Raw genomic sequence first — 20,247 nt, forward strand, 5'->3', positions numbered from 1 at the left:
ACAGGTTCAAAAAATGACAAGACAGGGTTAGGTTGATCAAGGAAAGCCAAAGATTGCTTCGGACATTGGACTCTTTGATCAAATTCAATCCAAAGAAAAGTGTTAGTACAATGATACACGATTCCAGATTTAATAGAATCCCCTCAGGTGTCATAATTATGCTTGCTAGGTTTTGCGATAAAACAATATTAGCAAGAACGGTTTAAATAAAGCAATGTGTGGTCACAATTCATTATCCGTAATTGATCATTAGAAGTCACAAGGTTATTTACCCACAAATTAATCCTTTAGCTCCCTTTCTATTTCGTCCATAGTTCTGTTCATTAAATCAATTATATTTCCATAAGATTCCTCTTGAGTTAAATCAAATCCTTCCCTTTTAAGTACTGAATAAGAATCATATCTATCTTCTTTGTATGGAGATAGATATAGATTAGAATATGTTTTATCCTCTACCATTGCAGCTCCAACAGCCAATGATGGCGCCCAATAATGATGCTCATACTTTGGCATAAATAGAACAGCGCTTTCCGTCATCCAATCATTTTTCAAGTATTTAGGTATTTCCATGATGCCTTTTTTGGCTCCATAATAGTCTTCCAACAATTTTAAGAAAACCTCAGATATTTTGCTGCCACTAACACGCTCTCCATCTATTAACATCTGTTGCACAGTGGAATCCAATTCCATGAGAATGGCATTCTTGAAAAACCGCCTTAAAAATTCCAAAAGCTGTAGTAGATGTGCAATCTTTTCTTTTTTGATTGTGGTTTGGGAAGCGGTAAGCTTGTCAAAGAATATATCTCCCGCATAAAGTGTACCCGATATGTGTATGGGTGCTTCGGTTTCAAAAACATCGATACCATCAGCCCCAATACTTGAAATATCTGTGGCCATGCTAAACAATCCTCCTACCAGTGCTCTTGATTCGGTGACGTTGGGTTCGTATTTTAGGATAAAGTACGGGTGTACCCCCGTTACTGGTGGGCGAATGTGGTAACGGGCTGTCTTGGGAACGTCCGCCAAATGCATCCAATGTTTGTTTTCAAAAGCCGTTTTCATGTTGTTATGAAATTCCGATCCAATTTGTTTTGAGGCTTTTAGGGCTATGTTCATGGATGTGTTAAAATTGTATTTATAATCATTCAAGGCATCAGGTGTTTTATAAAAATCCAAATAGGTCAATGCTCCCTCACTCAGAACCTGCCCCCTGAGTTTGGCGTACCGTTGAAGGACTTCTTTGTTCGATTTTGCAACACCAATAAGCGTTTTATAGGTTCCCTCTGGGCAGCCCCCATAAAAAAACCAATTGGCATCAATACCATCCGAAAAACCTCTAAGTTCAGCGAGATCAAGTTCAGATTTGATTTTTCTTGTGTACAACTCTCCCATAATGCCTTCCGCGGCATCTAAACTTTCATAATATTTTTTGGCTGCCCTATCCCTGAATTGAATATTGTTGGTATTTCTAATCTTTCTAAAAGCACTCCTATTGAGCATGATATCCTCACCGTTTTCATCTTGGATTATGGGCCAAAGCTTATCCATGGCTTGAATCTCCCAGTAGGAGTCAATAGAACTTGAAATCCACCCTCTTGTTTTTCTGAGGGCATATTCAACCTCGGGAGTAGAGCGGTGATCCTTTTGATCTATAATCTGATTCAACCAATGGCGATGTTTAATCAATCCATCATTGGACTTCAGCCAATTGATCAAGGTATCTTTATTCAATACTAGGATTTTACCTTCAAGCTCAGCCAATAAGGCCTCAAAATCCATTAATATACCTTCCCCTTTTTCAAGAAACTCGGGGCCATTTGGGACCTTGCCCTCTTCCCACCTTAAAATGGCATAGAACGCCACTTTTGAGGTTTTGTTTCGTATTATTGAAAGCTCTTCCAATACGTTAGAGAGGTGTTTTGAATTTTCAAAAGATTGTATTGCACCAAAGCTCAAGGTATCAATGACTTTTTTCACCTCCGTATAATCTTCTCGCCACGTATCATCAGTTTTATAAATCTCAGAGAGGTCCCAAATAAATTCGGATTGATTAAATTCCTGATGTTTTTGGGTATATGCAAAGGCAAGGTTTAGCAAGGAGATTATCAATACATGTGATTTTTTCATTGAACCTTTTTTTAAATTGTGTATTAAAAATGTTTTATATATTTCGATGGTTGGCACTTAAAATTTGCTCACTAGTTATAATTTTTCTATGCTCTTGAATTGTTTTTTAATTAAAGAGTTGGATTGATTAATTAATCTTTAAGGAAAAGATGGACTACAATTTGATCGGGGTATTTTTATGTGGGGCAGGAACCATACAGAGTCTATTTTTGTCCATATATTTATTTGTTTCCAGGAAAATCCAACAAAAGCACCGTTTGTTCCTTTCCTTGCTTTTCCTTCTCATAACCATAAGGTTGGTTAAATCCATTGGCTGGTATTTTTTTTCAATAAACAATGACATCTTTTTGAACATTGGTTTTGCTGCTCACGCCTTTATTGTTCCTGTATTATTGATTTACATCATTAAAAATGGGCCAGAGATTGAACTAAATGCCCGTTATCATTTTTTAATCCTTTTGCCACCTTCAATGTTTTTAGTTGGAATTCCTTTTTTAGGGCTTAATTCATTTTGGTTTTCGGGAGGATATTCAATTCTTCTCTACCTAACCATTATCTATCTGGTTCTGTGCGGATACTTTTTGTTGAAAGTGCAAAAGGAGAATAAAGGTTTATTCCGATTATTAAGTGGTCTATTTATAGCCATTACTTTGTTTTGCCTATCCTATTTCGCAAACTATATCTTAAAGACAAATGGGTACTTGACGGGGCCCATTTTATACGCCATTATTGTTTACGCTCTAAGTTTTTATTTATTCAGAAACATGTCCTTCCTTAAATCTGGAAACACTCTGAAGTATAGGAATATAAATCTCTCCAAAGAGGAGATTGAAACGTATTCAAAAACTGTTAAAGACATTATGGAACTTGAAAGACCTTACCTGAATGGAAATTTCAATCTTTCCATACTTTCAGAAAAAACCAAATTGCCCAAACATGTGCTATCCTCAATTTTCAGCACGGCTTTTGAACAAAGTTTTTCAGATTTCACCAATGGCTATCGAATAAAGGAAGCAATACGACTATTAGGTGAAGATGCGTACAAAAACCAGAAAATTGCTGCAGTAGCTTATGATTGTGGATTTAACTCCGTTTCTGCATTTAATACTTCTTTCAAAAAAATTAATCAGTGTTCCCCCTCTGAATATAAAAGGCAAAACTTCTAGTTAACATCGGTCACAACAAAAGTATGCCAGTTAGCAGGAATTTAGACTGAATCATGATTCACTTTCCTGATCGTTCAATCCGATCAGTCAACGCCTGTCTATAGGACGCACCCAGTGGAATTTTGTTCTTATTGGTAAGCGTGAGTTTGTTTACCTCTATAATTTCAATAGCGTTGATGTTCACTACATAAGACTTGTGTACTCGTTGAAATAGGGATTCCGGAACCAAGGTCATGACATCACTCATATTACTGCGGATCAGTATTTTTTGACCATCCATCAAATGGATTTCCAGATAATTCCCATCTTTTTCCAAGAATAGAATGTCATCATAATACACTTTATGGGTTTTGCTTCCCGATTTAAATAGCGTGTACGAATTCTCATCGGTTTTTTTGGATGATACACTTTGTTCAGTCTCCAAATTGGAGACAGGTTCCTTAATGCGGCTGACCGCTCTCATAAACTTACTGAACTCCACGGGCTTCAATAAATAGTCCACCACCTCAAACTCATAACTTTCCAAGGCATAATCAGAATAGGCAGTAGTAATGATAACCTTGGGCCTATGGTTTAAAATTTGAAGAAGTTCCAGTCCGTTAAGATTGGGCATGTTGATGTCCAAAAAGATAATATCGGGATTCCACAATGGGATTTTGTCCAAAGCTTCCAATCCGTTCTGGCAGTATCCTACAAGATTTAGATAGTCAACCTTATCAATATACCGTTCAAGAACTTCTTTGGCTCGTATTTCGTCCTCTATGATTGCGCAGGTCATCATGTTTTGGTATGCAAAGTTAGTTTGGAGATGTAATGGTCATCCAATTCGTATTGATTCAATTCATGGGCATTCGGAAAAAGAATGCTCAATCGCTTTTTTAAGTTGAGAATACCGATACCCCCTTCGTTGGAGCGGAGTTTTTTCTGATTTCGAAATATTTTGTTTTTAACCTCAAAATGAATCGTATCATCCAAAACCTTCAAAAACACATTAATTTCTGAATATTGGGTGGTATCTACCCCATGTTTGAATGCATTTTCAACAAATGGGGCCAATACAAAAGCTGGAATCATCGCTCTAGAGGTATCTCCTTCAATGACAAAGTTAACTTTGATTTTGTTTTCATCAGTAACCCGTAACAGCTGCAAATCAGCATATTGTTTCAAAAAATCAACTTCCTTGGTCAAAGGGATTTGCGATTCCTTGTTTTCATACAGCATATACCGCATGATTCCTGAGAGCTTAAGAATACCATCCGAGACCTCATCCGCACCACTGGCCTGAGACATGGAAAAGAGATTGTTGAGTGTATTGAACAACAAATGGGGATTTAACTGGTACTTTAAAAATGACAGTTCACTTTTCAACTTCTCTTTTTCCATTTGGAGATATTTCCTATCCAGTAGAATCAGTTGTTGTATGACGAGGTATGAAATAAGGATTATGGTTAGAATGAGGTACTGCATACTATTGGAGTTGTTCCAAATCTCCAAATGAATGCTTTCATAAACATTGGAATGGGCTATGATCACTTTTGCTACCAGCGATTCAACAAAAAAGGCAATCCCCAAAACTGTAAGTCCCAGAACTATGGAAAGTACCTTGTTTTTCTGAAAATAACGCCGCATTATGCCAAGCAAAATAAAATACGAACCCATAGCTTTGAAAATTGCGCCAACAATAATCAAGAGCAAGGGGTCTACCGAGGTATTGCTCACCTCGTCCACCACCTGCTCACCCGGACCCCCATAGATTTCAATGTCATGGATAACCTCCAAAACCAGGATTTTGTCAAAAAACAAAATCCAGCCTATCCAAAAGAGTAGGTGCAGCACTATTTTGACCAATGTACGCTTTGCCATAGGGGCTAACTACGATAAACTTTCTTAAAGTACCAAAAAAATGGTATGAGTGCCAATATCTTGGTATTGGAGAATTTTACACAGGTGAATCATTAAAATCACAAAAAAGCATCAATACTAAAGCTACGGGGATACTTTATAACATTTAGGCGAGCAACTATAATGGGAGTTCTAATATTGATCTTTTAACAAATCATACATCACAAATGAAAAGTAAACGATTCTTATTCGGAGTTTTAATGATCTGTTTGGGATATACCGGTTTTGCCCAAGATCAGAGACCTAACATTAATTTGGAGGGGATAGAGCCCAAAATTGACCAGTTGGTAAAGGAATATCAAGATTTGGATATTTTCTCTGGGGTAGTTTTGGTTTCCGACCATGGTAAACCGGTTTACCATAAGGCCTTTGGACTCGCCAATAGGGAGAAGGGTATTCCCAATACCTTAGAGACAAAATTTGACATTGGTTCCATGAACAAAACCTTCACCCGTGTTCTCATCCTTAAATTGTTTGAAGAAGGAAAGTTGAAATTGGATGACCACGCAAGTGATTACTTGAATGGATTGGGGGTTGAGGCTTCCAAAAAAGTAACCATAAACCAGCTGCTTAATCACACTTCAGGGTTTGAAGATTATTTGTCAATGGAGTACGATCAACTTCCCAGAAGTGAAAAAACGATGAAAAAGGTCTTGGAAAGAGTCAAACAAATGCCTTTGGAGTTTGAACCGGGCACTGATCAACGCTATAGCAATGCAGGGTTCATTTTGCTTGGAGGAATCATTGAATCGGTTACGGGCAAATCATATTATGATAATGTGAACGATTACATCTTGAGCCCTTTGGGTTTGACAGAAACCTCCATGAAACCAAAAAGTGAAGTGGAAAATTTGGCAACTGGCTATTACAGGACAGTTGATGGCAAGATAGTTTCAAATGATGGGTTTATTGAATTTCCCAAACCAGATGGAGGTTTTCGGGCAACGGCCACCGATATTTTAAAGTTCTATGATGAATTTCACTATGGCAACGTGCTCCTTAGCCATAAAACCAAGATGAAGGATGAATTTTTTAAAATGATTCAACCCTACACCACTACTGGGGATGCCATTCCCCATGCAGGAGGCTATCCCGGTGCCAACACGGTTAAATATGAGATTTTACGGGATAGAGTGAGTATTATCGTATTCGCCAATATGGATGAACCTGTAGCAGAAGACTTAGGAGCCGGAATCTTGGCGATTCTTAGGGGTCAAAAGCCTGAAAAACCCTCTTTTCCGGCCGTTCCAAATGCCTATAGGGCCTATGAGAAAAATGGATTGGATTATGTGAAGTCCCATTTTTGGGAACTGATAGAAAATTTTCACCCTACGGACCCTAAAGGCATTATTCTTAATCAAGTAGGGTATTTTTACCTACGTGGAAATAAGTTGGACAAAGCCATTGAAATCTTTGAGTTGAATACAGAACTTTTTGGCGATGAAGACCCCAACGTGTGGGATAGCTTAGGTGAGGCCCATTATACCAAGGGAGAACAATTTAAAGCGCTGGAAGCCTATAAAAGGGCACTTAGCCTTGACCCTGACTTTCCATCAGCAAAGGAAATGGTCCATAAAATTGAGACTGAAAATTAAAAACGTAAAAAACAAAAGGAGCTGAAGTTCAGCTCCTTTTGTTTAAAGTTGCTCTACTAAGTCAGCGACTATAGCTGTGATTTCTTCAAAATTGAATTGGTTGTTGATGACCACGACCACATCACCAGTGCTTGGAATATAGCCACAGTACGTCCCATAAGCGATTGTGAATCCGGAATACCAGTACATCTGTTTGCCCCCAAGCGTTTCCCTAAACATACCTGCCCCATAAGTGACTCCTCTTGTTCCAGGATGAAACGTGGTCATTACATCCAAAGAATTGGCATTGATGATTCCCCCTTCAAAAATGGCTTTGAACCATTTTGCCAAATCTGCTGGGGACGCCCAAATGTTTCCCGTAAAGGTACCCATACTTTCCACGGCGGTCCGGTTTAGGTCTTTTAGGGATTCTTCGTTTACCCAACTGTACGCTTGATTAGGTCGAGGTGTGGAAGTTCCAATGTAGGTGTCGCTCAGCCCAAGAGGATTCAACAAAACCTGACCTAATTGTGTTTCAAAATCGTTTCCTGTTATTTTTTCCACCATCAACCCCAAAATCTTAAAATTGGCATCGGAATAGGAATAAATCTCACCAGGCTCATTGTCGGGCAAATCCATAAAACTCACAAAGGTTTCGAATGTAATCTCTTCTGAAGGATTGTTTATCACATAATTGAATAGGCCATCGCTGCCGGGCAAAGGATGGTGCAGGCCAGAACTGTGGTTCAACAATTGCTCAACAGTAACAGTACCGGGAATTTTAGTATTGACTATTTCAGGAACAATCTCTTCAATGGTCGAGGCCAGCGAAAGCTCACCACTCTCAATCAATTTATAAATCAGAATAGCCGTAAAAGTTTTGCTGGTACTACCAATGGCATAGCGCATACCTACTTCAAGGGGAATATCCGGTTCAGATTCGCCAATGGCACCGGTGGTGACAGTTCCGTCAGATTCCAGAACGTAAGCTACAGCCCCACCTTTGGGAAAAGAGGACTCATAATCATTCAAAGTGGTCTGCACAAAATTAGCTTCCGGCTCTTTTTCTCCATCATCAGAACTGGAACATGATAGTACGAAGAAGCAAAACGAAATGGCCAATACCCTAAAGATGGATTTTGGATTTGATATATTGTTCATGTTTTCTATTTCTTGGAAATGAACCACCATAGGATATAATTCAAAAAAAGTTGGTATAAAAACTGGTCATAGCTGTGGCAACCATGCAATTTTGTGATTTGTCCAAACCAAAGGTTCACAATTGAAGAATGTTTCATTTTAATTACATTTATCCTGAATCATCATTCGAAAATGAACTTGGATAAATTGCTTCTAAATCACTGTATCGCTTTCATTCTTCTTGGAGTTTGCTTAATTTCCTGTAGTGAGCCCAAGGCTGTGGATTTGATCATTGAGAATCATTTGACCTCCACAGGATTTAATGGTGACTTGTCTTCAAAAGCGTACTGTTTGGATGGAAACCTTGAAATAGCGCGATATGGCATTAATGTTCCTTTTTCAATTTCCACTGATGGGAAATCGTATTACGTTTTTGAACAAAGCGAACTTGAATCTGATTATATCGGTGACTATTTGCCCTCGTTCAGCAAGCTTATTTTTGATGAAAAGGCTTTTTTGGTCACCAATTTTTCATTGAATCCTGAACAATTGTCCAACCTTGATCTTGAGGATGATTTGAAGGATGACAAGATTGTTTTTTGGGAGCAATTCCCTAAATCGGTTTACGACAATTGGAAGTCTACAGAGATTACCATAGCCAACCCAGTGGTTTTGCTAAAGCAAATGGGGTACACTTTTAGATTGAATGGAAAGGCGCAGTTCAACGGCAAAAAAGTTTATGTCCTCTCGGCCTATGGCCCAAACACGTCCAATGATTTTAAACTGTTCATAAATACGGACGATTCGCTATTGGAAGGAATGGTATTCAATTCGTTTCACCCCGAAATGGGTATGGTTGAGCTTACCCGAACCATTAATTCTTATGCCAACCACGGAAGGTATCAATATATAGCTGATTGGACGGACCGAAAAGGCGAAGCGGAGGTGCACTTTAGTATCCAAAACTTTGAAATGGTCAATGAGCCTACCCATATCGCACAAATTAGTAAGGCTACAAAAATATTTCCCTTACCCAAAGAAGGAATCAAGTCCGTTATTGACAACTACCTCAATGCGCTTAAAATGTATTGTCCGGATAGTGCAGCCGTAGCCAAGATTGAACATGGCCTTCAGTTAAAACTGCTGAACGGAGAATTCAATGAGGAGCTTTCTCCAGGTATTCTGGCCAATAAGCTCAATAGAGAATTATTGAATTTAACCGGTGATGAGCAGCACCGGATTTTTTATCACCCTCTGGAGTATTTGCTTTTAAAAGAACAAAAAGAATTGAGCCATCCTTCGGATACACAGTTCAAAACAAAAGAAATTGGCAATCACCTTTATGTCAAATTGAACAAAATCCCGCATCTTCCCGCTGTCAAAAAAAGTTTGGATTCGGTTATGCGGGCTTCTGTGCATAAGAAGTCGGTCATTTTAGATTTAAAATACAACAGGGGAGGAGACCCTGACTTCAACATGTATCTGCTCTCTTATTTTTTGGAACCCCATACGGTGTTGTACCACCAAAAAACTTTGGATAGTACTTTTACAATCAAAAGCCAGAATACCGCCTTCAGGCTAAAACCCGATGAACAATTTTTTATTTTAGTCAATGACGAAACCTCTGCGGAAGCTGAACAACTGGCTTACATGTTACAATCGTTTGCTAAAGGGAAAGTGATTGGGAAGACCACCTTTGGCGTTACCCACACCCCAAAACGCATCATTATTGGAGACGGTATCATGGCTGAAATCCCCTACCTTGATGAAAAGCATTCCCAAACGGGTGAGAATTGGAATGGCTTGGGTGTTGTCCCGGACATTTCCACGGCTGCCGAAAGTCAAGAAGAAATTATCGGAATAATAGATTCGCTCAATACCTATCAATAAGAATTTGTTCTATTGAATTTTTATTTTTGACATTGATGGAAACCTGGCGATGGCTCCCCATCCACCGAAAGATTCTGAGACTGCCAATACAATTTCATTTTCTCCTTTTTTCAGTGGCAAGAACAAGGTATCATGAAGACCAATGGTGCCCAAAAATTTATAATCCCGAGATTGCCAAACGTCACTGGCATAATACAGCAACTGTCCATTCAGGTACACTCTAATGCGATCACTGAAACCAAATTCAAAGGGCACGGTTTGTCCTTCACCTGACGAAACATCCAATTTTAAATAGACCGTGTTTTGCCCAGGCTGTCGTTTGGTATACTGCGCAATATTTAAAACCCCAGTTTTCTCAGTTGGTACAGTTGTATATGTTTGAGAGGCATAATCAGTGGGCAGCGTATAGGAATTTTCAAGTGCTGATTCTTGAAAGGCAGGGGATATTTCCCAAGAAGAAACCGTACCTTCAGTCATGGGTTTTTCCGGTACGGGGGTGCCCTTTATCACCACATCATCGGTCTGTACAACCTTTAGGTTGGCAAAATATGCGGGAGCAAAAGCATTTTTGAATCCTAGTCCTCCATTGGTAAAAGCTCTTTTGAGTTCTACAGAATAAGTTGGTTCATCCACATTCCCAATATAGATGTCCATTAACTTATTTTTAATGGCCAACTTAAAATGAACCCATTGCTCAAAAGGAAGTTCCACGGCTTTCGCATAGGATTCCCCATAGTATAACTGCCAACCAGAGAAGCCATTGTACAAAGGTGAATATTGGGTTGCGTCTGGATTTCCGGATAACCAAGGTCTAAGGTAGAACTCCTCATAGTTCTGATTATCCTCCCTATGAAAAATTATGCCGGGAAACGACATTTCATCGCTGTAAAACATATCAAATTCAATGATGCCGTTTTCAAGCTTAATATCACTGCGCAAAGCTACACCGTCAGTGAGCATCAAACTTGTTTGTCCCTCATGCATAAGTATTTTATGACCTTCTGAATCGAAATTCCAGTTTGGGTCATTCAAATCAAGTTGTTGGGCCATTGAAATATGGATACAGGTAATACTTAGGAACAGGAATACTTTTTTCATGGGTTTGACTTTTCCTCAAAAGAACCCTCTCATTCCCGGAAAATGAAGGATATGGTATCAACATGGTAAAAGAAATTATCAACACCTCATTTATGGTATGTATCGGGCCAAATCACAAAAATCCAGTGTTGGGTAAGCTATTTTTTTGATTGGTGCCATAGTTTTCCAGTCATCAATTTAATAGCGTATCTATCACGTAAATATTGAAAAGTGCAAAGAAGATTTTTTTTGGAACAAGTTGGCTGGGGACTCTCTTCCATTCTGGTTACCAGCGTTTTGGGATGTGCGCGAGCAAAATCCAACCCAAAGAAACTGTTGGTACTTGGGGGCACGGTATTTCTTGGCCCTTCAATAGTAAAAGCCGGTATAAAAGCCGGATTCGACATAACACTCTTTAATCGTGGAGTTTCAAATCCAGATTTGTTCCCCAACTTACGATTGATAAAAGGGGATCGAACCATTGGGCAAAAGGTATACAGGGATTTGATAAATGAAGATTGGGATGTTGTAATCGATGTTTGGCCCGAAAAATCGTATATGGTTGACGATGCAACCATGGCTTTACAAAACCGCTGTAAACACTACACCTTTGTATCGAGTATTGCCGTCTATGACAACTTTCAAACAGCGGGTCTGAATGAAAATTCGAAAGTTTTCGAACCTAGAAATGATAAAGGGAAATGGGAATACTATGAAGAAAAAGTACATGCAGAAAGATTGGTCCGAAAACGGTTTCCGGATAATCATACCATATTAAGACCAGGTCCCATTAAGGGTTGGCGTGATTCTGAAATGGATCTGGCGTACTGGTTAGCCCGAATTAAAAAAGGAGGAAAAGTGCTGGCACCAGGAAACGGTAATGACCCCATTCAATTTATTGATGTAACGGATGTAGGCAGTTTTGCGATTAAATGTATTGAGCGGGGTCTCACAGGTACATTTAATACTACCGGCCCCCAGCGAAAACTTATTTGGAAGGACTTTTTGGAACAATGTAGGGCTCACTATAACCCCAATACTGAATTCGTATGGGTGGATGAAACATTCTTAAGGAAGAAAGGAGTGCTATCGATGAGAGATCTGCCCCTCTGGGCACCAATGTCAGAAGATCTCGGCTTTATGCAAATCAACAATGCAAAAGCGGTGGAGCATGGACTGGATTTTACCGACATCCATAGAACTTTTGATGATACCATGGAATGGGTTGAACAAATTTCCAAAACCAAATCGGACAAGATGGACTTGTTTGCCAACGCAATTTCTTTTGAATCGGAAATAGAAATCCTGAACGAGTATTTGCTTTTTAATAAAGAGCGGCAAAATCCCTAAAACCCCCATTTACCCACTAAAAATGGGCATTTCGTCACACTTCAACCATTTTAGGCAAGCAACGTTGTACTTTATCCATTCATTAATCATAAAACAATCATTAAAATGAATTTATCTTCTAAACTATACTTGGGGCTGTTGCTTACGGCCATCGGTATAATCTCTTGTCAATCCCAAGCAAAAGAACATACTTTACCTTATGATGAAATCTACGCCTATTGTTTAGATGGGTATGTATCGCCTGTAGTTGAACTTTTAAAAAATGAACATACATTATACCAAGAGGATAGAGATTTCAGAGCACATTTTTTGAGACGTTTTGGGGGTAATGTCGATTCCACAGAAATAAAAGATGAGCGGTTGAAGGAACTTGTTTCTTATTTCAGGGAATATTGGCACAAATCCCTATTAAACAAAGGTCAGCAATATGAAAGGGAACTCATGGGTAAAGTCATACCCTATTTAATGCAAAACTATCCCAAAGCACGGGAAACCAAGATTGGCCCGGAGAACATCGGAACTATTTTGAGCGAGTACATTCATTCTGAAGGAATGTACACACGGGATAGGGTAAGCAAGTTAGACCCCTATGTGGATTTGGTGATATGGGGCGAGCAAAAAGACTCTATCTATACAATTGACTTAGATGGAAATGAATTTGATGTAAAAGTAATTCGTCTTGATGACTTTTTAACCAAAGGGTGGACTGAATATGCCACCTTGGGCTCCCACTTTTCTGGAGGATGGACCCAAGATGATGGCATTTATTATGTGGATGAAAGTTACGACATCAGTTCTGAAGAATTTAAAGTAAGTCTAATTGCACATGAGGCACGGCATTTTTTGGACCATCAAAAGTATCCAGATATGCCCAATGCCGAAATGGAATACAGAGGTAAACTCACAGAGCTATCATTGGCAACGGAAAGTATGTATGACCTTATTTCGTTTTTTATCAGAAATGCAGTGGAAGAAAGCGAAGTAGCCCATTCGGCAGCAAATTATAAGTTGATCCACAACCTGTCACAGACTATTTTCAAAGAAGATTTTGTTAGCGATATGAATCAATGGAAATCAATTGATGTCAATTCCATAAATGAGGTTGCCGCGAAGCTGTTGAATTCAGAAATGTAGCATTCTTATTGATACCCCACGGGAACTTGAAAAAGCCTGCTGTCAACGGGGTTACTGTCTCCAACTAAATCAATCATCTCATACCGAAAAGAACCTTGGTCATAAACAGCCCAATTGGGAACGGAAAGATTTCCAAACTTTTTCATAGGGCCGAAAGTGTATCTGAATTGAGGGGTTTCCCAAACTAAAGGCTCACTTTTGCCATTAAGCACCACACTTCCGCCAACGTCGCCCTCTGTGGTTAGAAATTCAATTTTGACCCCTGTTGGAATATCGGTCTCCCCCATTTTTATCTCAAAAGGAAATTCACCTTTAGCCACGGAATGCGCAATGCGATAAATGTTGAATGGTGCTCGCTTCAAAGCATTTTGATACGACTCCTCACTTTGTGAAAATGTCCCATTATGTATGGACCAATAACCATGTTCTGGACTATAAGCCCGATATCGTTCAAAATCCTCACTTTTCATTCGCACCCATGAGCGAGGGCCTGTAAGGTCAATAATTTCATCCTCTATATAACTGCCCCGGTTTATAGGGTACCACTTGTGTTGAAATCTGAGTTGACTCAATCGGCCCCATAACTCCAAACCACCCATAGTTCTTATCATTTCCTTTAAATGTGTAATGGCCTCTTCGTCTCCTTGAAGGGATTTTTGACTCCAAGTTTGAGGTGAACACAAAATCATTGCTAAAAAGAGACATTGGGTAATTTTTTTCTTCCAAATCATCGTAATGTTATTCTATACGCATGAAGCTATAGGGATAACTTTTCAATCGTGATTTTTAGTGATAAAATTGGCTAGGGGTGAGATAAGTATTCCTTTTTTGTGATTCCGCAATGCTTAATTCGTAATCAATGGTCCAGGGAAACCATATTTGACAACTTGTCTTACGATTAATTTATACTGCATATTAACCTATAAAGCTCTTAAGCAAAAATGAAAAAACCCCTTAAATCTTTGATTTAAGGGGTTTTCTGTTGGCCTACAAGGACTCGAACCTTGAACGACTGAACCAAAATCAGCTGTGTTACCAATTACACCATAGGCCAGTACCACATTTGAGCGTGCAAATTTATAACAAACTTTGGTTTCGACAAATATTTTAGCAAGATTACACGCTAATTTTCGCTACTTTGCTGTTAAAGCTTTTCCAAAAAGGGTCAACCTTCTCTCTTATATTTACTAAATTCGCCACAACTTGGTTAACCACCATCTCTATGTTTGCAAAAGACTTCAAAAAATGGGATACCATCCTTGGGTGGATTTCCTTCGCCATAGCCTTTATTGTTTACGCCATAACCGTTGAACCCACCGGAAGTTTTTGGGATGCTGGGGAATACATTTCAACCTCCGCAAAACTACAGGTAGGACACCCGCCAGGAGCTCCTCTCCTACAAATGATTGGCGCCTTTTTTGCCATGTTTGCGTTTGGAGACCCTTCAAAAATAGCGCTCATGGTCAATGCCGTATCTGTAGTGTCCAGTGCTTTTGCCGTACTCTTCACTTTTTGGACCATAACCAACTTGGTGCAAAAAATGATTGCCAAAGACAAAACCGTCACCAATAGCAAGGCCATTGCTATCTTGGGCAGTGGGCTGGTTGGGGCATTGGCGTTTACCTTTTCAGACAGTTTTTGGTTCAACGCTGTGGAGACGGAAGTGTATGCCATGGCCAGTCTTATTATGGCACTCTTGCTTTGGCTGGGCCTAAAATGGACTGACAATCTGGATGACCCGAGGGGGCATCGGTGGCTTTTACTTATCTGTTTCTTGATCGGACTCACCTTTGGAATCCAATTCATGGGCTTTTTGGCCATTCCTTCCATTGGATTACTGTACTACTTCAAAAAATATAAGAACACAACCGCAAAGAATTTCCTTTTGGCCAATATCATTGTAGTGGCCATATTAATGCTGGTCTATAAATTTTCACTCACCTATGTCTTGGAACTCTTTGGTTGGAGCGAGGTCTTTTTTATCAATGAAATTGGGCTACCCTTTAATTCGGGGACCATTATCATGGGACTACTTTTTGTCGCTGCCTTTTACTTTGGACTTCGATATACCCGAAAGCATAATTATTATTCGGCCAATACCATTGTACTTTGTATGATGTTTGTCTTTCTCGGTTTCTCATCTTGGTTGATGCTGCCCATTCGTGCCAATGCCAAAACCGTGGTCAATGAAAATAACCCCGCCGATGCCCGTGCCCTTTTGGCCTATTACAACAGGGAGCAATATCCCGGTGTGGAAAGCCCTTTCTATGGGGCATATTATTCCGACACCTTTGCCCCTGCCGGAGAGGATATCGATGAAAGCCCCAAATATGAAAAAGACCTAAAACTGGGCAAATATGTTATTGTAAACCACTACAAAGGCGCCTTACAGGGACCCAACGAAAAACATGTGGGTTTACTGCCCCGAATGTGGAGCGACCAACATGCCGAAAATTACATGCGCTATTTTGGCCCTTTGGATTTCCGAATAAAATCAGAATATATTTCCAATAACGAATTAAGGGATGCCGTTGGCCAATTTAAGGCCGCCTATTCCCAGGGGGAACTGGACTCCGAGCAATACATCCGTTTTTTACGGGAATTTGGAGAATACATTGAGGTGGAACCCCCAACTGTGTGGCAAAACATAAAATACCTCTTCGAATTCCAATTTGGGTATATGTACATGCGGTATTTTATGTGGAATTTTGTGGGTCGACAGAACGATGTGCAAGGCAGGTATGATGAAAATGGCCATTGGCTCAGCGGTATTGGTTTTATGGATAGTCTTAGGTTGGGCAGCCAGAAAAACCTTCCCAGCGATTGGGAAAACAACAAAGGACGAAATACCTATTTCTTCTTGCCTTTACTTTTGGGAATCATTGGAATTGTCTTCCAGATTTCCAAAAACCCCAAACACTTTTGGGTGCTATTGGTGTTTTTTCTGTTTACCGGACTCGCCATCCAGTTTTACACCAACCCCTACATTTTCCAACCTAGGGAAAGGGATTATTCCCTTGTAGGCTCTTTCTACATTTTCTGTATTTGGATTGGCATTGGTGTGTATGGTCTGTTCGATGAATTCAAAAAGTTCATCTCACCCAAGATAGCAGCCCCGGCAATTGCAACAATCTGTCTTTTGGCAGTTCCGCTGCTCATGGGCTTCCAAAATTGGGATGACCATGATCGTTCTGGTCGCTACACAGCACCTGCCACGGCAAAGGCCTATCTGGACTCCTGTCAAGAAGATGCAGGCGCCATTTTATTTACTATTGGGGACAACGATACATTCCCCTTGTGGTATGCCCAGGAAATTGAAGAGTACCGAACAGATGTCCGAATTGTGAACACCAGTCTTTTTGCAACGGATTGGTACATTGACCAAATGAAGCGGAAGGCTTATGAAAGTGATGCGATTCCCTCTCAGCTCACCCATGATAAATACCGATACGGAACACGTGATGCCATTTATTACCGAGGCATTACGGATAACCGATGGAGTATCCAAGATTTTATGAACTGGGTGGGAAGCGATAAGCCTCAAACCAAATTTGGGCATATTTTGGAAAATCAAGGTGCAGACATCAGCGAATATCCCCAAAGCACTTTGGATATCATCTATTATCCCACCAACAAAATCCGCATTCCGGTAAACAAAGAGAATGTTTTGGAAAGTGGTTTGGTCAAAGAAAAGGATTCCGCTTTGATTGTGGACTATATTGATATTGACCTCCCACAGAGCATTTTGCCCAAAAACAGGATTTTAATGCTGGACCTTATTGCCAACAACGATTGGAACCGTCCAATTTACTTCTCTGGAGGAAGTTTTGACAGTGCCGAATACATTTGGATGAAGGATTACCTTCAACTGGATGGACTGGCCTATAAATTGGTTCCCATTAGAACCGAAAACCGCAACTCTTTTGAAATGGGCCGTATTGATACTGATTTGATGTACGACATTGTCAAAGGATGGGATTGGGGCAATTCAGGAAGTGAGTACATCTACCACGATCCCCAGACCCGTTCACAAGGATTGTCGTTCCGAAGTAATTTGGCACGTTTGATGGAACAACTCATCGCCGAAAACAAAATTGACAAGGCCAAGGACATCATCGATACTGCCATGACCAACATGCCTGTAGATCATTATGGATTCTACGCCTTTGTGGAACCCTTTGTGGATGGCTATTACAAAGTAGGAGAGACGGAAAAGGCCCGTGCACTTTTTGAAAAACTCAAAAGTGTCTACCAAGAGCATTTGGAATATTACTCCAGTGCCCCTTTGGATGAACAATATGAAAAAATAGACGATATTTTGGCCGATATGCAGGCCTATCGTAGAAATATCGATATCCTTATTGAAAACCAAGATAAGGATTTGGCAGAGTCCGAGACCATCATCTTTAATGAGTATATTGACAAGTTCTCGCAATTTGTGGGCGAAGAAGAGGAAGACGTATTGGAAGAGCCCATTCTAGAACCCAATCCGGATTTGGAAGATTCCATCCCGTTGGATACCATTGAAGCCGTGCAGGATGGCGCCCAGATAGAACCATAAAAAAAGCGAGGTGAAAACCTCGCTTAAATATATTCGTTCAAAATGCCGATCAGCGTATTGGCGTCCTGTTCGCCGCTCTGTCGCCAGACCATTTCTCCTTTTTTATAGATCATCAGTGTGGGCAATCCCTTAATACGAAGTGCTTGTGAAAGCTCCTTGTTCTTGTCCACATCTATTTTTATTACTTTTCCTTTATCGCCAAGAGCCGCCGCTACATCGCGTAAAACAGGGTGCATGGAAGTGGACTGTTCGTTCCACTCTGCGTAAAAGTCCAACAGCACAGGGACCTTTAAATCTATGAGTTCGCCAAACTTTGACATGTATTCACTGGTTTACAGCCAAAAGTAAGAAAAATTGTTAAAGTTTTACATCAAGTCAACGCTTTACGATATTGACTCTCGTTAAATTCACGTTAAACCTTTCGGTGCCGTATAAGCTTAATGTCAAATCATGTGTTAATCAAAAAAACACATCAAATAAATCTTCAGCATTCTTATGTCCTGAAAAAATCAATTGAACTTAAGATTACTAGCCGAATTATTCTGTTGCGACCATTTTACAAAATCCGGCTTCCAAACAAGCATTTACTAGCGCACAACTAGTTTCCACCCCATCCATAAAACAACAATCTATTCGTTGGCAATCCAAGTTCGGATTAATTTTCCTTGCAAGTTCGGAAAATTCAGGTGAGGTGGATGTTACTTCCATACCTTCCACCTGTTCAGGTTTCTCATCACAGCAGCTAGAAATAGAAAATGCCATAAACAGCATCAACATTTTAATGAAGATTGTTTTTTTCATAATAAAAAAATTTTGTTGGTTAACTATTGTTGACAATACTTAAATCCGTGTCCTATGTCAAACACAAAGAATGGATAAGTAAAAATGTATAAGGAGGGAATTAAATGTAAAGTACAAAAAAATAAGAAAAAAAATATACTTTTTCCTATAAAAATGTAGCCTATTTCTTTCTTTTTAAGCTGAGATAAATTTCACTGATGTGTTATTGACTGAATAGTAGGGTATGCGAAAGTTACTCTATATGTTGCTTAATCAAACAGTTTCGACTTAAACCAAGCCTCTCTTCTTAAGGGTAATTACAGAGATTTCAGGCCAAATTCCAAACCGACCGGGATAGCCTATAAATCCGAAACCACGATTCACATTGATGAACTGATCTAACTCTTTGTAAATACCTGCCCAGTACTTGTAACGCCATTTCACCGGACTCCATTTTACCCACCCGGGAATCTCCACCCCAAACTGCATTCCGTGGGTGTGACCGCTCAACGTCAAATGGAAATGGTAGTCATCTTGCAACACCACATCCTCCCAATGTGAGGGATCATGGCTCAGTAATATTTTAAAATCATCTTTATGGATTCCGTCCTTGGCTTTTTCCAAATCACCGGCCTTTTTAAAGCCACCGCGGCCCCAGTTCTCCACACCGAGTAAGGCAATTTTTTGCCCGTCTTTTTCCAAATAGCGATTGGTGTTCAACATCAAATCAAAGCCCATTTCATGCTGCATGGCCATGAGGTCTTCCAAGTTTTGGGCCTTGGCCTCTTCGGTTTCCCAAGAAGCATAATCTCCATAATCATGGTTACCCAAAATGGAAAATACTCCATCCTTAGCCTCCAAACGGGAAAAAACCTCTTTCCAGGGTTCAAGCTCATTAGAGCGGTTGTTGACAATATCCCCAGTAAAGAAGATCACATCACTTCGTTGTTCGTTGACCAGATTAACGCCGTATTCAACTTTTTTATAATCATCAAAACTTCCACTGTGCACATCGGAAATCTGTGTAATCTGATAGTTGTGGAACGCATCGGGCAGGTCATCGAACTCCAACTCATACTTTAACACCTGATAATTGTATTTTCCACGGTACATGCCATATAACAAAGCTCCAAAGGGCAATGCTGCCAAGCCTAAGGCCAGACCACTTACAAATATTCTTCGCGAAGGGAAATAACCCGCATCAGGGTTGGAAACCCCAACAATCTTATTATATCCAAAGCCTATTAATCGTACTATGTCCTCTAACAGAAGGAAGAACCCCAACACCAAGGCCAGCAAAAAGAACGCGGCAAAAATACTTCCCGCTATAGCTGCGGTACCCTTAAACCCATCTCCCGAATCATAGGTGATTACCTTTACGGTCAAAAAAATCAAGGCACCCAAAAATAGCGCTATGTAGGTCCAGTGCACCAATGGACTTTTGAACAAGGTGCGAAATGCTTGAAAGCCATAAATAGCCAACACCACATACAAGATTGCCAAAACGATAAATCGGGACATACAATTTTTTTACAAAATTAAGGCT

15 protein-coding genes and 1 tRNA gene are annotated in these 20,247 nt (G+C 39.9%); 6 read left to right on the plus strand and 10 right to left on the minus strand.

Annotation, left to right across the window (positions count from 1 at the left end; translation table 11 throughout):
* Positions 1–279 precede the first annotated feature (279 nt).
* Positions 280–2,127 (minus strand): hypothetical protein, encoded by a 1,848-nt coding sequence (locus tag J0X14_RS11410; RefSeq protein ID WP_207097905.1) that lies wholly within the window; start codon positions 2,125–2,127, stop codon positions 280–282.
* A gap of 764 nt (positions 2,128–2,891) precedes the next feature.
* Between J0X14_RS11410 and J0X14_RS11415 the strand changes: the two genes are divergently transcribed.
* Complete coding sequence (locus J0X14_RS11415; RefSeq protein WP_207097906.1) at positions 2,892–3,293, plus strand: helix-turn-helix domain-containing protein; 402 nt, start codon at positions 2,892–2,894, stop codon at positions 3,291–3,293.
* Positions 3,294–3,351: 58 nt separating this feature from the next.
* Here the strand turns inward: J0X14_RS11415 and J0X14_RS11420 are convergent, their stop codons facing one another.
* Both J0X14_RS11420 and J0X14_RS11425 read right to left on the minus strand, forming a co-directional pair.
* On the minus strand, positions 3,352–4,074 hold the full coding sequence (locus J0X14_RS11420) for a LytR/AlgR family response regulator transcription factor (protein ID WP_207097907.1): 723 nt from the start codon (positions 4,072–4,074) through the stop codon (positions 3,352–3,354).
* Positions 4,071–5,156, minus strand: a complete 1,086-nt coding sequence (locus tag J0X14_RS11425) for a sensor histidine kinase (RefSeq protein WP_207097908.1) — start codon at positions 5,154–5,156, stop codon at positions 4,071–4,073. Before J0X14_RS11425 ends, J0X14_RS11420 begins: the two co-directional genes overlap by 4 nt.
* A gap of 206 nt (positions 5,157–5,362) precedes the next feature.
* On the opposite strand from J0X14_RS11425, the gene J0X14_RS11430 reads away from it, so the two are divergent.
* Positions 5,363–6,790, plus strand: coding sequence for a serine hydrolase domain-containing protein (locus J0X14_RS11430; RefSeq protein WP_207097909.1), 1,428 nt, complete (start codon positions 5,363–5,365; stop codon positions 6,788–6,790).
* A gap of 42 nt (positions 6,791–6,832) precedes the next feature.
* Here J0X14_RS11430 and J0X14_RS11435 read toward each other — a convergent pair whose 3' ends face one another.
* Positions 6,833–7,930 (minus strand): serine hydrolase domain-containing protein, encoded by a 1,098-nt coding sequence (locus J0X14_RS11435; protein WP_207097910.1) that lies wholly within the window; start codon positions 7,928–7,930, stop codon positions 6,833–6,835.
* 171 nt (positions 7,931–8,101) lie between these two features.
* Between J0X14_RS11435 and J0X14_RS11440 the strand changes: the two genes are divergently transcribed.
* Entirely contained in the window at positions 8,102–9,799 is a 1,698-nt protein-coding gene (locus J0X14_RS11440; RefSeq protein WP_207097911.1) for a S41 family peptidase, read from the plus strand.
* A gap of 9 nt (positions 9,800–9,808) precedes the next feature.
* Here the strand turns inward: J0X14_RS11440 and J0X14_RS11445 are convergent, their stop codons facing one another.
* Positions 9,809–10,897 carry a hypothetical protein gene (locus tag J0X14_RS11445; protein ID WP_207097912.1) on the minus strand — a complete coding sequence of 363 codons (1,089 nt, stop codon included), beginning with the start codon at positions 10,895–10,897 and terminating at the stop codon, positions 9,809–9,811.
* Between the two features lie 210 nt (positions 10,898–11,107).
* Between J0X14_RS11445 and J0X14_RS11450 the strand changes: the two genes are divergently transcribed.
* Both J0X14_RS11450 and J0X14_RS11455 read left to right on the plus strand, forming a co-directional pair.
* Positions 11,108–12,226, plus strand: a complete 1,119-nt coding sequence (locus J0X14_RS11450; RefSeq protein WP_207097913.1) for an NAD-dependent epimerase/dehydratase family protein — start codon at positions 11,108–11,110, stop codon at positions 12,224–12,226.
* A gap of 105 nt (positions 12,227–12,331) precedes the next feature.
* On the plus strand, positions 12,332–13,360 hold the full coding sequence (locus J0X14_RS11455) for a hypothetical protein (protein WP_207097914.1): 1,029 nt from the start codon (positions 12,332–12,334) through the stop codon (positions 13,358–13,360).
* A 5-nt stretch (positions 13,361–13,365) separates the two neighbouring features.
* On the opposite strand, the gene J0X14_RS11460 is transcribed toward J0X14_RS11455, so the two are convergent.
* Together J0X14_RS11460 and J0X14_RS11465 are read right to left on the minus strand one after the other, a co-directional pair.
* The gene (locus J0X14_RS11460; protein WP_207097915.1) at positions 13,366–14,091 is read right to left on the minus strand and encodes a hypothetical protein; all 726 of its coding nucleotides are present in this window, start codon (positions 14,089–14,091) and stop codon (positions 13,366–13,368) included.
* A 251-nt stretch (positions 14,092–14,342) separates the two neighbouring features.
* A tRNA-Gln gene (locus J0X14_RS11465) sits at positions 14,343–14,414 on the minus strand.
* A gap of 168 nt (positions 14,415–14,582) precedes the next feature.
* Between J0X14_RS11465 and J0X14_RS11470 the strand changes: the two genes are divergently transcribed.
* Positions 14,583–17,921, plus strand: coding sequence for a DUF2723 domain-containing protein (locus J0X14_RS11470; RefSeq protein WP_207097916.1), 3,339 nt, complete (start codon positions 14,583–14,585; stop codon positions 17,919–17,921).
* A gap of 23 nt (positions 17,922–17,944) precedes the next feature.
* Here the strand turns inward: J0X14_RS11470 and J0X14_RS11475 are convergent, their stop codons facing one another.
* From J0X14_RS11475 to J0X14_RS11485, 3 genes are all read right to left on the minus strand, one after another.
* On the minus strand, positions 17,945–18,241 hold the full coding sequence (locus J0X14_RS11475) for a thioredoxin family protein (RefSeq protein ID WP_036382448.1): 297 nt from the start codon (positions 18,239–18,241) through the stop codon (positions 17,945–17,947).
* A 217-nt stretch (positions 18,242–18,458) separates the two neighbouring features.
* Complete coding sequence (locus J0X14_RS11480) at positions 18,459–18,722, minus strand: hypothetical protein (protein WP_207097917.1); 264 nt, start codon at positions 18,720–18,722, stop codon at positions 18,459–18,461.
* Positions 18,723–18,989: 267 nt separating this feature from the next.
* Positions 18,990–20,222 (minus strand): metallophosphoesterase, encoded by a 1,233-nt coding sequence (locus J0X14_RS11485; protein ID WP_207097918.1) that lies wholly within the window; start codon positions 20,220–20,222, stop codon positions 18,990–18,992.
* Positions 20,223–20,247 lie beyond the last annotated feature (25 nt).

The organism is Allomuricauda sp. CAU 1633, from assembly GCF_017313225.1.
Taxonomy (GTDB): Bacteria; Bacteroidota; Bacteroidia; order Flavobacteriales; family Flavobacteriaceae; genus Flagellimonas.